Source organism: Anaerosporobacter faecicola (genome assembly GCF_012070565.1).
Taxonomy (GTDB): Bacteria; Bacillota; Clostridia; order Lachnospirales; family Lachnospiraceae; genus Anaerosporobacter; species Anaerosporobacter faecicola.
Genome location: NZ_JAAQRO010000049.1, coordinates 15,063 through 31,490, shown reverse-complemented (window position 1 = coordinate 31,490; position 16,428 = coordinate 15,063). Strand labels below are relative to the sequence as shown.

Genomic DNA, 16,428 nt, shown 5'->3' with positions numbered 1-16,428 from the left:
TTATAGTTTATAATTTTACAAAAATCTAGTACTTCCCTACACTTTTTCACTTTAATTCATTAATAAATACAAGGATCTATACGTAATAGAATTGAATCTATTTAAAATTGAAGCAATGCAGTTAAGGAATGATTCATCCAAAAAACAATCTTCAACGAATATGTCCTGCACCGACATAGGGTATCTATGTCAAGACTTTCCTTCTTGAAGATTGTTTTTTGCATTTCGTATTCTATACTAATTTTACTACAGACTTTGTTATCTTACGAATGAATTAGAAATCAACTTCTGTTCCGTAATAAATGCAAGTAAACAATTTTTCCATCTCAGCTGGAGTAATTGGTCTTGGATTTGAACCTGTACAAGCATCACCAACTGCATTAACAGAAATCTGAGCAATCTTTTCTTTGAACTCGTCTTCATTAATTCCAAAATCTTTTAATGTCTTTGGAATGTTTAATATTACATTATATTCATCAATCTTTGCGCATAATGCTTTAACACATTCTGCATCTGTTCCTTCAATACCAATAGAACGAGCGATGTCTGCATATCTTCCTTCTGCAACTTTTGCATTGTACTTAATTACATATGGAAGATAGATTGCATTGGCACAACCATGAGGAATGTGTCCTGTAGAGAATGCAGCTCCTGTCTTATGTGCCATAGAGTGAACAATTCCAAGTAATGCATTAGAGAATGCTTGGCCTGCAAGACATTGTGCATAATGCATCTGTTCTCTGCATTCCATATCTCCTTTATAAGATTCTGGTAAGTACTTGATAACCATCTGAATTGCTTTTATAGCAAGAGGATCAGTGAATGGTGAGTTCAAAGTTGAAACATATGCTTCAATTGCATGAGTCAACGCATCCATACCTGTATGTGCTACTAATTTTGCTGGCATTGTTTCTGCTAATTCAGGATCTACGATGGCTACATCTGGGGTTATGTTAAAATCAGCTAAAGGATACTTAATACCCTTTGCATAATCTGTTATTACTGAGAATGCTGTTACTTCTGTTGCAGTACCAGAAGTAGAAGGAATTGCTAAGAATTTTGCTTTTTGTCTTAATTCTGGGAATGAGAATGGTTGAATGATTTCTTCAAATGTTGTATTCGGATACTCATAGAATACCCACATAGCCTTTGCTGCATCTATTGGTGATCCGCCACCCATTGCAATGATCCAATCTGGTTCAAATTCTCTCATCTGTGCTGCACCTTTCATTACAGTTTCAACAGATGGGTCTGGCTCAACATTTTCAAATAGTTGTGTCTCAATTCCAGCTTCTTTTAAGTAAGATAACACTTTATCAACGAAACCAAAACGTTTCATTGAACCGCCACCTATAACAAGGATTGCTTTTTTACCTTTTAAGTTTTTCAGCTGTTCAAGAGCACCTTTTCCATAATACATATCTCTTGGTAATGTAAATCTCATCATACTGCATGTCCTCCTTAAATATTATGTAATACTATTTTGTTGTATTGTCTATATTATAACACACTTTTCAGTATATTCAATACAAATTGTGCAAAATTTAAATTGTTTTGTCGAAATAACACTTTCTTTTTATACTTTTTACATAATTTTAACATTTTATTTTCACTCTTTTTTCATATTTGTTCTAACTTTCCATTTTTCTTTGTATAATTTTTAACTAATACCCTTTAATCAGATGTAATTTAGTATTAATTTTAGTTTTTTTTATTTTTCTTGTGTAACTATATAAGAAATGTGCCAAACTTTAACTGTTTCCTCCCATCACCATCATATTCTATACATTACCCAACTAGAACCTCTAAACAGGTTATTACCAAATTTATGAATGATATATGTATACATATTCCTGTTTAAACGCAATAGGTAAAAAAAGTTGCTTACAAAAAGAGCTGTTTATGGTATAACATTTAATAGGAACTATTTGGAGTACTTCTATTGTACCGAGGCATCCTACTTTATATCTAGGAATACCCACAAAAGTAAATATGGAGGATTATTATGTATACAATACTAATTTGTGACGATGACGCAGCAATCGTCGATGCAATTGCAATATATTTGACACAAGAAAATTACCAGGTACGGAAATCTTATAATGGAAAAGAAGCGTTAGACATTATTCACAATGAGGAAGTACATCTTCTAATATTGGATATCATGATGCCAATATTAGATGGGATTCATACCATGATTACACTACGTGAAGAAGATAATCCCCTACCAATCATCTTCCTCTCCGCCAAATCAGAAGATACCGATAAGATTGTAGGGCTTAATTTAGGCGCTGATGACTATATTACCAAACCATTTAACCCTTTGGAGCTAACTGCAAGAGTAAAATCTGCTCTGCGACGCTACACGAAGTTTGGCAGCATTCCTGAAAACAAGAATATCTACCAGACCGGAGGTTTGATTATTGATGATGAAAAGAAAGAAGTATGGGTTGATAATGAACTGATCAAACTCACACCAATTGAATACAATCTTTTGAAATTACTAGTCAAAAATAAAGGGAAAGTCTTCTCCATCTCAGAAATCTATGAACAGATCTGGAATGAACCTTCCTTTGGTGTGGATAACATTGTAGCAGTGCATATCCGACATATTCGAGAAAAGATTGAGATCAATCCAAAAGACCCCAAATATCTAAAAGTAGCATGGGGTATTGGATACAAGGTTGAAGACCTGTAGTACGGAGGATTCCATGAAACGAATAAAGTATTCCCTATCAATGAAATGTTTCACTCAAATTGGGCTTGCCATATTTGGCTTTCTTCTTTTACTGTGTATCTATCATATCTTTCACTATCCAGATTACTATGGAAGCAATGATGAAAAGTTTACAGAAACGTATTATTTTGAAAAAACATTTGCCAAATATAATGAGCGTGTTGCAGCTTATGTCATGTATCGAGAGAACAATTATACAACTGCTCTGCAGTCAGGTGAGGATTTTCCTACTTCCCATATTAATGAAACCTTCTTTTTAAATGAATTGGTCAGTGACCAAGACAAATTTGATTATTACAACCAGATTCTTAATGTAAAAGATAGTAATTTTATCTATTACGTGAAGAATCTTACCACTGGTGCTGAGTATTACTCACCCAATCTTGGATCAAATAAGTATATCAGCGCCTATCGAATGCAAGATTCTACGAACAACCAGAGTACAAAAGAATCCAACGCAAGTGAGGACGTCATCCTCCAGCACAATATCTCTGATTTTCAGAAAAATATATCCAAATGCGATGCGTATCTGGTGCTCAATACCAATAGTACCATCTATAATACCAACGTAACCAAATGGGGACTTTTAGACTCTCGTACATTGGAATGGATGTCAGCCTGCGTAAAAACAGACCTGGACTCCACAGACGCTGATTCCTCATCATCAACTTCCGTATCTTCTAATAATGAAAGCAATGATTCTACTGTAGTAGATAATAGCCTAACCAATACGGACAGTAACATAAATGATGATTACGTCTTCTACACCGCTACAATTGCAGACTTCCCTTACAACGGAGATGATTTTGCACAAGCTTTTCGTAGTTTTCAGACCATGCATCGTTCCTACAAAACAGCAATCCTGTACTTGCCGATTATCTTCATCATCTTCTTAGCATTTTTGATCCTTGGTGTTCAGTTTGCAGGATATAGTCATCGTACCCAATCGTTACAACTTGTAACTTATGATAAATTAAATACTGAAACAGCCGCATTGATCATGATGGTTTCCTTTTTCATTCTGCTGAATAATGTGTTTCAATTAATCAACTCCAAGTTTTCTGATGAGTATGAATACTTGCTCCGCCTATTCGGCGTATATATTGCTACATTCCCGATCTTTATCTATAATTTCTATAGTTTCGTTCGACGAGTTAAGTGCAATACCGTTCGGAGTAATATGTTAACTATAAAAATGTTTGCTAAATTTTCTCGCTGGACTGTTCGTTACTTCTCTCATAAAGAACTAACGTATCATGCCACTTATGTTTGGATTACATTTTTTATATTGACTTCAATTACCGCCTTTTTATTTAAGATTCCAGGATTTACTTTACTAAGCTTTCTACTTCTCATCATCCTGTTTCTTGTTTTTGGTAAATACTTAATGCGGGCGGTCACTTCCTTAAGCTATCTGATTGAGGAGACCAGAAAGATCAGTGATGGAGATCTGACACACAAGATTAATGAGAATGAAGTTATGCCAAGTATGCGTGTTCTAAGTCGTTCCATCAATAACATTAGTAATGGATTATCTACTGCCGTAGATGAAAAACTGAAAAGTGAACGTTTTAAGACGGAACTGATCACCAATGTTTCCCACGATATTAAAACACCGTTAACCTCCATTATTAATTATGTTGATCTACTAAAAAAAGAGGAACTGAACAATGATACAGCAAATCAATACATTGAGGTACTAGATTCCAAATCCCAGCGATTAAAGACCTTGATTGAAGACCTCGTAGAGGCATCGAAAGCTTCTAGTGGCTCAATCACCCTTCATATGCAGAAATTAAATTTTGTGGAATTGATCAAACAAACCATCGGGGAATTCGAAGACCGATTGGCAGGAAGTAATCTAGAAATTGATCTCTCCGATGTAGAAACCCCACTCTACATCTATGCAGATGGTCGTAGTACTTTCCGAATCCTTGAAAATGTATTTTCCAATGTAAATAAATACGCGTTAAAAGGAACCCGTGTTTATGTTGATTTAGAAGCAACCGATGAACAAGTTAGTGTATCCGTTAAGAACATCTCTGCAACCAAGCTTAATATAACAGCTGATGAGTTAATGGAACGTTTTGTTCGCGGCGATACCTCCCGTAACACGGAAGGAACCGGCTTAGGTTTGTCAATTGCACAGAGCCTGGCAAGTTTGCAAAATGGTACCTTTACGATTGTACTTGATGGAGACCTTTTCAAGGCCATTGTTAGTTTTCCGCGAATCTACTAATAAGATTCTTTGCTCCGAGTAAAAAAAATCTTCAATGAAGTTACATTCACCAAGAGCTCGATTGTCTACATGGTGATCTTCCTTCATTGAAGATTTTTTCGTTTTCATTTAATGATTCTTAATCAAACATCGATTTTTCATATCCATCAATAGTCGATAAATAATTGTTCTTAAAGCGTCGATCCTTACTTACATCTGTTCCGAACCAATCTGGTGGAGTAAAACGTTCTGCTGTTTCTTCATCAGGAAACTCCACTTCTACAAAATATAATCCCGCAAGTTGCCCTTTGAATAGGTCCAACTCAGCAGTTAACCCCTCACCAAGAGGAATACAATATCTTGTCTTCGTAATCAATTGTCCATCTACTTTTGTACGTAGATGTTCATATCCTTCCTGTCCTAACATAACTTCAATTTCATTGGCGATACACAGGTTTTTATCTCGCTTATCTTCTAGTCCGAATTTGGATTTATACGTAAGAATATAATCCTCATTGCTACGACGAATTCGAACAATTGGATTGGTACACAAATATCCTTGTTCCAGTTCCTTTTTTTCGTACTGTTCCAAATCACTTGGTAATTGTTTTACTCGATACTTTTTTTCAATTTCCATAGTTCCTCTTTTCATGTGTGACGCCTAGTATAAGCGACATTAATACTTTACTGGTTCATGCAGAAAGGTATTTGCTGACGATAATACTAATCCTTAAACACAAGTAATTTACTGAAATAATAATTAATGATCACTACAACTACGTTCATAATGCCTTTGATCAGCATATTATTAACGCAAAGAAGATCCACAAACACAAACATCGCTGCTTCTTCTACCAAGAAAGAGATAAATCGAGCTGTAAAAAATTTCCCCAATTGTACAATTTCCCCTATGAAACTTTTCTTCGCAGGTTTAAAAACATATTTTGCATTAGCAAAATATGCGAACACCATTGCAACGATCCATGCAAATGCATTCGAAACCAAATTCTGAATTCCACATATATTGCAGAACCAATAATAGGAAGCCAGATTCACGCATGTCGTTAATGTCCCTACAATGATGTAAGCGATTGTTTCCTTCTGCATTAGAATTCCACAAAACCGCTGAAATTTTTCCTGTAAAAGATTACGTTTTTCTTTCCAATCATTGGTTACGTTCATTTCTTGACTGTATTTCATAAGCCCTTCCTTATTCAATCATTTTCGAATGTCCTTATACAAAACACATTTTATATCAGGTTCATTCGAGTATCCACAAATCTTGAAGTTACTTCTACAAGATTTATTCACTCGTATCCTCAATAAGCTAACCCAATTTTATCATAGTTGTATCTGAAATCCAAGTGTGCAAACTTTAACATTTTCTTAATGATTCATTAGAAAACTTCGTGAAATTAACTAATTTTCTAAATTTTTCTTCTACGACTTCGATCGAGCCGAGATTGTCTTAATGCTTCCTTTTGTTCCCGCATCTTTGACTCTTTTTGTAATTTCACATAGTTTTTAAATCGTTTTTCACTTAATGTCCCCTCCTCTAATGCTACTCTTACAGCACATCCTGGTTCATTTCCATGGGTACAATCATGAAATCTACATTGTTCCACTAATTCTTCCACGTCAGCAAAAGATTCTTTTAATCCTTCTTTGACCTCCCACATTCCTAATTCACGCATTCCTGGCGTATCAATAATCATGGCACCATTTTTCAACTCAATCATCTGACGATGAGTGGTGGTATGATATCCTTTGCTGTCCTCTTCCCGGATTCCATTGGTATTCATGATTTCTTCCCCTGCCAAGGCATTTACTAAAGTCGATTTACCAATACCTGAAGATCCAAGAAACACAATGGTTTTCCCAATACACACAAAGCGTTTCAAATCTTCCATACCTTGATTCTTTAGAGCACTGATGGCGACCACTTCTACACCTGGTGCTACTAAACTTGCCTGACTAATGTACTTCCACACATCTTCCACCAAATCTGCTTTGGTTAATACAACTACAGGTGTTGCACCACTTTGCCATGCAGCGGTTACATATCGTTCAATCCTTCCCGTGCTAAAATTATGATTTAAGGATACCATGATAAATACATAATCAAAGTTCGTTGCAATCAACTGCTCTGTCTGATGGGTAGATGGATCAAGTCTTGAGAAATAGGATCTCCGTGGTAATACGGTGTAGATTACCGAATCCCCCTGTGGATTATACTGAATCATTACATAATCGCCTACTGCAGGATACTGTGGATTATTCTCTCCATTATAGAATACGGAGCCTTTCAATTTTGCTCCACTTTCCCCGAACTCACTTAATATAAGGTATCTTTCCCGATGAACTTGGGTTACTCTTGCTGGTATTAATTTTTCCTGAATCCGTTCCTCTTTCAAGTAACGCATTGCTTCTTCTTTGTCTTCTTTACGAAAACCATATTGAAAATTCATGATTGCATTTGTTGTTTCATTTATTGTTATTGTACTCATCATTCGTTCACACTCTTTCCTATTTATGATTTGATTTTCTTGTAATTTTTCGTTTTGGTGTATATCTGGATTCTCTAGAAATTCTGTCATTATTCTGTCTCCCCTTTTTCCTGTTCTACTTACTACGTTTCCTCCTTTTGATTCACATAATTTACTTGATCCGTATTCTCTTTTAGATTCACTTACTTCACTTAATTCGTTTTCTTTGTTTGTTTTGCTTTTTAATTTATTTAATTCGTTTCCATCGTTCACCCCGACTATTTTTGTTATACCAATGTTTCGATTCCTTATGAAAATCTGCTTAAATCTCGTTCTCATTTAAGTATGCTTCTCCCCTCTTGTCATTTTTTTATTATACTTTTTTCCCTTAATTCTTACCGATTTAATACAGCAATAATGCCTTTTTTCTCAATACGATGCCTAAAAAAGAGTACAAAAAAAACACGCCTTATTAACGTGTTTTTCAATATTCAAAAAAGCTTTGCTCCAACACAAATTGAAACAAGCTTCCTTCACTTTTTATTGACACGAAAAAGGATTCTCATCGATACATACGTATCGAGTCTATATGCAATTATTTGCTGCTCACCATTCTATTCTTTCTCATCAAATTCATCATAATTACATATCTCCTTTCGTTCTTATGTACGATGATACATGTTCTTTTCGATACTGTATCTCCTACATTCTTATACAATCCTATTAACATAAATTATAGTAATAAGATTTCTATCATTACTTTTACTAAGCTATTTTACCATATTGGTAGCAATTGTCAAGCATTTTAAACCATTTTTTTCTATAGCAATTAATCACGATACCCTTTGTACCGCATGTTCCCATAATTATCGGTACTCCTTCCATGCATTAAATCTTTCCGTTGCATCTTCTTGATCTGTTCAAAGGTACATTCTTTGCAATAGGAACCTGATTTGATTGCTTTTCCACAGATTGTGCATTTCCTATATGGTGACACTTCTTCATGCTTTTCTTCTTGCTTTTCTTCTTGCTCCGTTTTAACCGGTTCATCTGTATCCTGTGTCATCGTCATAAATGACCGAAATACTTCATTCTTATTCTCTATCGGTTGTACACCAAATCGTTCATTTTGAACAGCCTCTTTCTTCTTCACCTCTCGTTCTCGTTCTCTCTCAAAGAATACGCGATTCCGTATTCCTTCTTTTCTCGCTAGATAATAGGCTTCTCTTTCTTCTTGTGTAAATGGAATCTCATAGTAAATGTCTGGATCTTTGTCCAAAACTACCACATGCGTACAACACAATAAACATTCATATCTTCCACTTCCATGATATTCTAATATATTTCGACAACTTGGGCAGTATTTCATTCCACCCTCATCGAACTGTTCTCCCATATATGTCATCCTCCCTGATCTACAATTTTCCTCGTTTGTGTGTTCAATCTGACCATTTGACCCTTGCATCATATTGTACCACAATTTAAAATGTAATCCAATAGTCCTATTTCAATCTCCTTCTCTGATTTTCACTACGAAACACCTCCAATTATTACACGTTGAAAACATAGTAATTTCTGTAGTTGAAAATAATTCTTGTTCTTACAAGAAAACATTTGTCGTTTTATTATCAAAAGAATGTCTATAGTAACTTGTAAAGCGAGAAGCTACTTTGTAAGACGAAATGCAATGTTTATGTAGCATAAAAACTGCCACCAAATTTAAATCTGGTGGCAGAAAGATTTATTAGGTGTTTTCCTATCTATAAACTTAGATTTTAAATAATTTAATACGATCATGAATGGCAGCCGCACTAACATTCAATTTACTTGCTGTATCTTTTAATAATTCCGTGTTTTCGGAAATCACTTTCGATTGACCGTAAACACTTTCCGAAGTAGCAAGAATCTCCTCCGTTCCTGCGGATTGTTCCTGCGTAATTGCAGCCATATTTGTAGCTACTTTATCCACTTCTTGCATTTTACGTGTTACAACCTCTATTTTAGCATTCGTATCATTTACTTTTTTGTATATATTCATAAAGGTATCTAATGTATGATTTACCAATTCTCTACTCTGTGAGATATCCTCTACCGATTCCTCCGTTATTATAACAACATCCTGTACTTGATTTGTCACTCTTGAGATTAATTCCTCGATCTTTTTTACCGCACTTTCACATGCATTTGCAAGACTTCCTATCTCGCTAGCAACAACCGCAAATCCTTTTCCTGCTTCACCTGCTCTTGCTGCTTCTATGCTTGCATTGAGTGCTAATAAATTAGTCTGAGAAGCAACTTCCCCAATCATTGCTGTAATGCTATTAATTTCTTTTGAGGATTCTCCAACTTCTTTTACTACTCGATCTAGATTCTTCATTGTTTCATCAATGGTATCCATCTTTACAGTTACTTGATTAATTGCATTTTTCCCACTATTTGTAGCGCTAACTGTCTCTTGAATCATATCCATCGCACTAGAACTTTCTATGTTCACTTCTGATACTGTATTCGCTAAAGCGGTTGCATCGTTTGCAATTTCTTCTACTGATCGAGCTAATTCCTCAACAATAACATTTAATTGTTTCATTGCTTCCGTCTCTGAACTTACAGACAAATTAATTTCATTTGAAACATTTTCACTAGATTTTGATTCATCATTTAGCACATAAGTAACTTGTTTCAATTCCTTAATGGTTTTTTGCATCATTTCGATAAAGGAAGATAAAGCTTTTGTCATGACCGTTATTTCATCATTCCCCTTTGCATCGGGGACAACCGTAAAGTTTCCTTGGGTAATTTCCGTAATGATGTTCGTTAAGCCATTCAATGGTGTTGTAATAACTTTTACCTGTAACGACACGAGTACAACCGTTATTAAAATAAAGACTACTACTATACTAATTAAGATAGCTACCATGGTATATAATTCTTTAAATAACACTCTTTTTTGTGCACAGGTTGCAAGCACCCAATTGGTACCTTTAACAGCAGTAAGTTTGATAAGATAAGGAGTTCCATTGTCAGATAACTCCATCACCTCCTCAACATTATCTCTTTTATCAAAAAGGCTTTGAAGAAATGAATCATTTAATTCCTTCACTTCTTTACCAACAAATTCTGGGTTCTTATGAGCTACAACAAAACCTGTTTGCTTATCGATAAGGACCCCATATCCCTCACCCATTACATCAAGATTAGTCACCTGCTTAAGTATATCTTCTAATACGATATCCGTTGATAGTACTGTATTATCATCTAATTTAGCTGATGCACTGACCATATTCGCATACATATTATCTCCATAAGTTCCATAATAAGGTGAACCAAATGTCATCGTGTCATACTTTTTCCCCTCAAGAAACCAGGTTCTTTCCTTAACAATATAGTTGTCATCTGGTTCAAATCCTGTTGGATCATAATATTGCCCGTCTTCCGTACCAACATACATTCCTAGTGGAATATTCTTATCCATATCTAAGGTAACCTTTTTTAGATATTCTAACATTTCTTTTTTATTGTTATATAAATCTGTATTTTTTAAAGAGGAATAAACAGTATTAACTTCATTTAATATACCATTAACCCATCCCTCAATAGAATGATTATATGAATCCGCTTGCGCATTAATCTGTTCTTCGTTTCTTGATTGAATTATTGTTCTAAGTGAATAAAGACCTAATCCACCTAAAACAGCCATCATAATTGTAACTAAAATTCCTACTTTAATTGACAATTTTCTGCGAATCGTTGATCTTTTATTTTTGTACATAAAATTACTCCTTTTCTATGTAGTTTATCCTTATGAAATATATAGGCATTATATCTTTAATAATATAGAGTGTCAACTACAAATGTAGAATAGAATTACAATTAATCCTGTATTTTTCAAAAATGAGGTGCGTACAAATACCTACACCTACATTGCACATCTGAAGTTTTCCAGCCGAAGATCAGTTTTAGTTTTTCCTCACAACTCCATATAAAATTCATATATTAATACATAAAGAAGCATTCCATGAGGGGGTAATCATGAAAGAAACGCAACGTATCGTATTCTTAGGTGGAGATTTGCGTCAAAGTTATATGGTTCAAAAATTAGTTGCAAATGGCTATCTTGTTGCAACATATGGACTTGATATTGAAGAACAATATGACTTGATCTACAGAGCTTCTTCCTTAAAATCTGCACTAAATTTCGGAAATATCATTGTATGTCCAGTACCAATCTCTCACGATAAGGAGCACATAACCAGTGAACAGGACTACGCTGATCTGACGGTAGCAAATCTAATCAAAAATCTCAATTCAAACCATATCTTCTTTGGTGGTGTTGTTCTACCTTGCATCAGAGAAGCCTGTAAAGAAAAAAATATTCCGTGCTACGACCTAATGGATTTGGAAACAGTGAGTATAAAAAACGCTATTGCAACAGCAGAAGGTACCATTGCAGAAGCTATTCGACAAAGTACCGTTAATCTTCATGGTAGTTCCTGCCTTGTATTAGGGTACGGACGATGTGCGAAAGTCCTAGCCGATAAGCTCAAAGGATTACATGCACATACTACGGTTTGTGCCCGAAGTGAAGAATCGCTTGCATATGCGGATTCCCTTGGTTTTCAAACACTTCCATTAAAAGATCTATCCAGTTCCATTCATTCGTATACATTTATATTCAATACGATTCCAGAACAAATTCTTAAGGAACCGTTGATTAAATTGCTTAATAAGAACACAATCATAATCGATATTGCCTCCAAACCAGGTGGCACTAACTTTGATGCTTGTAAACAATACGGAATTCGTGCTTCCCTTTGCCTTGGTCTACCAGGAAAATATGCTCCAGAGACATCTGCTGATATACTGAATTCCATTGTTCTATCAATTACAAACCATACGTGCTAGCTGTAATGAATGAATAGATGCCCCCCCTCATCAATCCGCCTGTTATCTAGAAAAGAAAGAAGTGATTCTATGACGTTATCCGGTCTTTCAATCGGTGTTGCATTTACCGGTTCCTTCTGTACCAATGCTCGTATCCTAACTGCAGTAAAAGAAATTGTCGCTGCCAATGGGACAGTAAAGCCAATCTTCTCCTATAATGCCCAGACGATCGACTGCCGATTTGGCAAAGCTGCTGATTATATGAAACAGATTACAGAAATCACCGGTAATGAACCGATTCTTACGATAGAAGATGCCGAGCCACTTGGTCCAAAGAACATGATTGACATCCTTGTAATTGCTCCCTGCACAGGAAATACCTTAGCGAAATTCTGCAACGGAATAACGGATACGCCTGTACTAATGGCAGCCAAGGGACATATTCGTAACGGGAAACCTCTTGTAATCTCCCTCTCTACCAACGATGCCCTTGGAATGAATTTTAAGAATATTGGCAGTCTGTTGAATACGAAGAACATTTATTTTGTACCATTTGGGCAAGATGATTGGGTGAAAAAGCCGAACTCCATGATTGCTCATACGGATTTGATTGTTCCAACCATCGAGATGGCATTGGAAGGGAAGCAACTTCAACCAGTGATTCGCTCTCCTTTCTGATTTCACCGCTTAAGTACATTCTCATCTACACAAAAAAACTTTCATGATCAAATACATTTTTATGCTGTGATTATATAAAAAAGCCGGATTATATAGATGATTCCTCTCCATATAATCTCGGCATACATATCTCCATAATTATTCCGTTTTTATTGTCACATAGAATTCTGTACCTTCTCCACGCCTGCTGTTACAGGTGATGGTTCCTCCATGCTGCTCTACGATGTATTTGCAGATGGACAATCCTAATCCACACCCTGGAACGCTCATATTACGAGATTTTTCTCCGCGAAAGAAGCGGTTGAATACATAAGGAATATCTTCCATACGGATTCCACTTCCATTGTCCTGCACCATAATTCCTATGGATTTTTCCCCTGCATCATACCAACAACGCAGATGAATCCTTCCAACTTCTTTATCCATGTATTTCATTGCATTTTCCACAAGATTATACAAAACTTGTGTAATTCTTCTCTCATCCATATTAACAAGAACGTCTTCTTTCATATTCTCATAGGTAAAGGAAATACCCTGTTTTCGTACATAGGGTTCCATCTCTTCCAGCGTTCGTTTCAGGTATAATCGCATATAAACTTCTTCCTTGTAAATCTTCAATTCATTCAGCTCTGCATTGGAATGGTCTAACAAATCACTGATCATTTGTGACAAAATTTCACTCTTTCTCACGATTACTTCTGCATAATTTCTTTGTTTCTCTGGATTCTTCGCCAAACCATCTCGGATTCCTTCACTATATGCTTTAATGGTCGAGATTGGTGTTTTCAGATCATGTGAGATACAGGAAATCAACTCTTTTTGGGATTGTTTTAACTTCTCTTCCCTCTCCTGTCGGTCTTTTAGTTCGTCACGCATTAATTCAAATACATAAACGAGCTGATCAACCTCATCTCCTTGCCAATCCCCACTATGCATCTTCAATACCTGCCTATCATAGTTTCCTTCGATGATAGCATGTGCAGATTCACTGATCAGATTAATCGGTTTGCGGATTTTCACTACAAAATAATAGATACCATATACAAGGAACAAGAGCAACACCCCTGTTGCAAAGGCAAATGGTTTGATGATTTGCCATGCCCGCTGTCCTCTCGTGCTTTTCCATACGTCGCTTGTCTTTAGAAAATAAATGACATACCCTGTTGTTGTCTGCTCTTCCATTAAAGGAAATGTTACTTTGGTTATTTCCTGATGCTGTGAAGCAAAAGAGGCATCATACATCAGTACTTCTTGTAGATTCACCTGTTCTCCAAGTGCATAATAGGTATTGTCCCATACCTCTGTTACCTTTCCTTGTAGATTCAAGATACAGTATGGCGTATCTGCTTTTCCCTCACTCTGCTTCTCTTTACGAGCATTCTCTGTTCCTTCTTCCCTCTTGATTCGTTCTTGGTACTGTTCATTTACTAGGATTCGCGCATTATTATAAAAACGTTCATAATCTTGTTTTGTATATCGACGATAGGATATGGTAAATGCTCCAACATAGACAAGAACGATTATGATACAACCAAGGAGAAAACGAATTAAACTGCTTTTTCTGATATGATATGATTTTTCTTTCATAGTTGAAGCCTCCCCTTAAGCAACGAATTTGTATCCGACTCCCCATACCGTCTTAATGTAATCTGCTTCAAATTGTTCTAATTTTCTACGTAAACGCTTTATGTACACTGCAACACTGCTCAAATCCCCATATTCATTGGAACCCCAAATTTGTTCGTAAATCTGTTCTTTTGAAAAAACCTGACCTGGGTGACTTGCAAAGAAATAAAGCACCTCAAATTCCTTGGTTGTCAGATCGAGAGACTGTTCTCCAAAAGATGCTTCGTAACAATCTTTCTTCAACTTAAGATTTCCAATACATAATGTCTCTTTTTTCGCTGGATCCTGTTTCTCCTGTTTTGCTGTATAACGACGAATATGGGCTTTTACACGGGCAATCAGTTCCGATGCTCCAAATGGTTTGGTTACATAATCATCCGCACCAATTCCAAGGGAAATTACTTTATCCATCTCCCCGTTCTTTGCGGATAAGATCAAAATTGGCACATCGGATACCTCACGAATTCGTTTGCAAACTTCAATTCCATCCATCTTCGGTAACATAATATCCAAAATTACCATATCTGGTTTCTTATCCAGAAACATACGTAATCCACTTTCTCCATCGTAGGCAAGCTCACTAAAGAACCCTTCCACCTCTAAGTAATCCCCTAAAATTTGTGCCAATTCTTTTTCATCTTCTATGATCAAAACCATTCGATTTTCCATGAAAATTCTCCTTTTCTCCCCTGTACATCATATGCAGACTTTTTGACCTTTGCATTCATAATGTTTCCTCTATAAGCAATATTACTATAGACCGAAAACCATGTCAATTTTACGGTTAGAATTATACTATTTTACTCCCACTTTCTAGAACATTTATGGTATAATAATGTCGTTTGAATTAGAATTTTGAAAGAAGGGTCACCAAAGAAAATGAAAATAGGAGTATTCGATTCAGGGTTTGGTGGTTTGTCCGTCTTACATAATGCACGGAAGAGACTTCCCAATGCTGATTTTATCTATTATGCCGACAAAGAACATGTTCCCTATGGAGAAAAGGAACCGGAACAAGTGAAGGCTTTCATCACCGATATTTTTTCATTCTTACAGGAGAAAGAGGTTGATGCGATTGTAATTGCTTGTAATACCGCTACTAGTCTCTTGGATAAAGAATATCGTAAAAGTTTTGGAATTCCAATCGTTGGTATGGAACCCGCTGTTAAAAAAGCAATTGATTTATACGAAGATGAAAAAAAACAGATTTTAGTTGCTGCCACACCAATTACCATTCATGGAGACAAATTACAGAAATTAGTCACGCAGGTGGATGCAGAAGGCGAAACAGAATTGCTTGCCCTACCAGGTCTTGTAACCTTTGCAGAGCAGGGAATCTTTCAGTCACCAGCGGTTCTTTCTTACCTACAGACCGCATTACAAGAATATGATCTTACTGCAGTGGGCACCATCGTTTTGGGATGCACACATTTTAATTACTTTAAAGAAGCTTTTCAACAGATTTTCTCACATCCTGTACATTTTGTAGACGGGAATACGGGTACCATCAATCAGTTGATTCATCTTCTTCCTTGCTCGTCTGATCCTACCCATCTAGGAACAGTGGACTACTATTTTTCTGGAAGACCAGTAACCTCACAAGAGATGTTACAGATTGAAGCTTGCATGAAGCAGCTTGACTTTGTCTATACAATTGAATAACAACGGTTCATTCGTTGTTCGTATTAAGAAGTTCACTCTTTGCACTTACAATTTCTAACACATAGATTACGATTGTTGTATGAAGTTTGAACAAAAAACAACCTCTCAATAGGTACGATAGCATATACATAATCCTGTAG

The 16,428-nt window shown here is 35.9% G+C and carries 13 protein-coding genes; 5 read left to right on the top strand and 8 right to left on the bottom strand.

The features are described from left to right. Nucleotides 1-274 precede the first annotated feature (274 nt). A complete protein-coding gene (locus HBB17_RS18685; RefSeq protein WP_167959011.1) occupies nucleotides 275-1,447 on the bottom strand; it encodes an iron-containing alcohol dehydrogenase in 1,173 nt (390 codons plus the stop codon). Nucleotides 1,448-2,005: 558 nt separating this feature from the next. Here HBB17_RS18685 and HBB17_RS18680 point away from each other — a divergent pair. Further along, entirely contained in the window at nucleotides 2,006-2,698 is a 693-nt protein-coding gene (locus HBB17_RS18680) for a response regulator transcription factor (protein ID WP_167959010.1), read from the top strand. Between the two features lie 13 nt (nucleotides 2,699-2,711). Next, on the top strand, nucleotides 2,712-4,976 hold the full coding sequence (locus tag HBB17_RS18675) for a sensor histidine kinase (protein WP_167959009.1): 2,265 nt from the start codon (nucleotides 2,712-2,714) through the stop codon (nucleotides 4,974-4,976). Between the two features lie 118 nt (nucleotides 4,977-5,094). On the opposite strand, the gene HBB17_RS18670 is transcribed toward HBB17_RS18675, so the two are convergent. The 5 genes from HBB17_RS18670 to HBB17_RS18650 all read right to left on the bottom strand — a co-directional run bounded on the left by HBB17_RS18670 (nucleotide 5,095) and on the right by HBB17_RS18650 (nucleotide 11,210). After that, nucleotides 5,095-5,592: a CYTH domain-containing protein gene (locus HBB17_RS18670; protein ID WP_167959008.1), complete on the bottom strand. Its 498-nt coding sequence runs from the start codon at nucleotides 5,590-5,592 to the stop codon at nucleotides 5,095-5,097. An 86-nt stretch (nucleotides 5,593-5,678) separates the two neighbouring features. Further along, complete coding sequence (locus tag HBB17_RS18665) at nucleotides 5,679-6,155, bottom strand: GtrA family protein (RefSeq protein WP_167959007.1); 477 nt, start codon at nucleotides 6,153-6,155, stop codon at nucleotides 5,679-5,681. Between the two features lie 227 nt (nucleotides 6,156-6,382). Then, on the bottom strand, nucleotides 6,383-7,780 hold the full coding sequence (gene rsgA, locus HBB17_RS18660) for a ribosome small subunit-dependent GTPase A (protein WP_167959006.1): 1,398 nt from the start codon (nucleotides 7,778-7,780) through the stop codon (nucleotides 6,383-6,385). A gap of 490 nt (nucleotides 7,781-8,270) precedes the next feature. Then, nucleotides 8,271-8,837: a hypothetical protein gene (locus HBB17_RS18655; protein WP_167959005.1), complete on the bottom strand. Its 567-nt coding sequence runs from the start codon at nucleotides 8,835-8,837 to the stop codon at nucleotides 8,271-8,273. Between the two features lie 372 nt (nucleotides 8,838-9,209). After that, nucleotides 9,210-11,210: a methyl-accepting chemotaxis protein gene (locus HBB17_RS18650; RefSeq protein WP_167959004.1), complete on the bottom strand. Its 2,001-nt coding sequence runs from the start codon at nucleotides 11,208-11,210 to the stop codon at nucleotides 9,210-9,212. Between the two features lie 260 nt (nucleotides 11,211-11,470). On the opposite strand from HBB17_RS18650, the gene dpsA reads away from it, so the two are divergent. Continuing rightward, nucleotides 11,471-12,343: a dipicolinate synthase subunit DpsA gene (gene dpsA / locus HBB17_RS18645; protein ID WP_167959003.1), complete on the top strand. Its 873-nt coding sequence runs from the start codon at nucleotides 11,471-11,473 to the stop codon at nucleotides 12,341-12,343. A 69-nt stretch (nucleotides 12,344-12,412) separates the two neighbouring features. Further along, nucleotides 12,413-13,000: a dipicolinate synthase subunit B gene (locus HBB17_RS18640; protein WP_167959002.1), complete on the top strand. Its 588-nt coding sequence runs from the start codon at nucleotides 12,413-12,415 to the stop codon at nucleotides 12,998-13,000. 138 nt (nucleotides 13,001-13,138) lie between these two features. Here HBB17_RS18640 and HBB17_RS18635 read toward each other — a convergent pair whose 3' ends face one another. Further along, nucleotides 13,139-14,587 (bottom strand): sensor histidine kinase, encoded by a 1,449-nt coding sequence (locus HBB17_RS18635; RefSeq protein ID WP_167959001.1) that lies wholly within the window; start codon nucleotides 14,585-14,587, stop codon nucleotides 13,139-13,141. 15 nt (nucleotides 14,588-14,602) lie between these two features. Beyond that, nucleotides 14,603-15,295, bottom strand: a complete 693-nt coding sequence (locus tag HBB17_RS18630; protein ID WP_167959000.1) for a response regulator transcription factor — start codon at nucleotides 15,293-15,295, stop codon at nucleotides 14,603-14,605. A gap of 210 nt (nucleotides 15,296-15,505) precedes the next feature. Here HBB17_RS18630 and murI point away from each other — a divergent pair, with 210 nt between their 5' ends. After that, the gene (murI, locus tag HBB17_RS18625; RefSeq protein ID WP_167958999.1) at nucleotides 15,506-16,288 is read left to right on the top strand and encodes a glutamate racemase; all 783 of its coding nucleotides are present in this window, start codon (nucleotides 15,506-15,508) and stop codon (nucleotides 16,286-16,288) included. Nucleotides 16,289-16,428 lie beyond the last annotated feature (140 nt).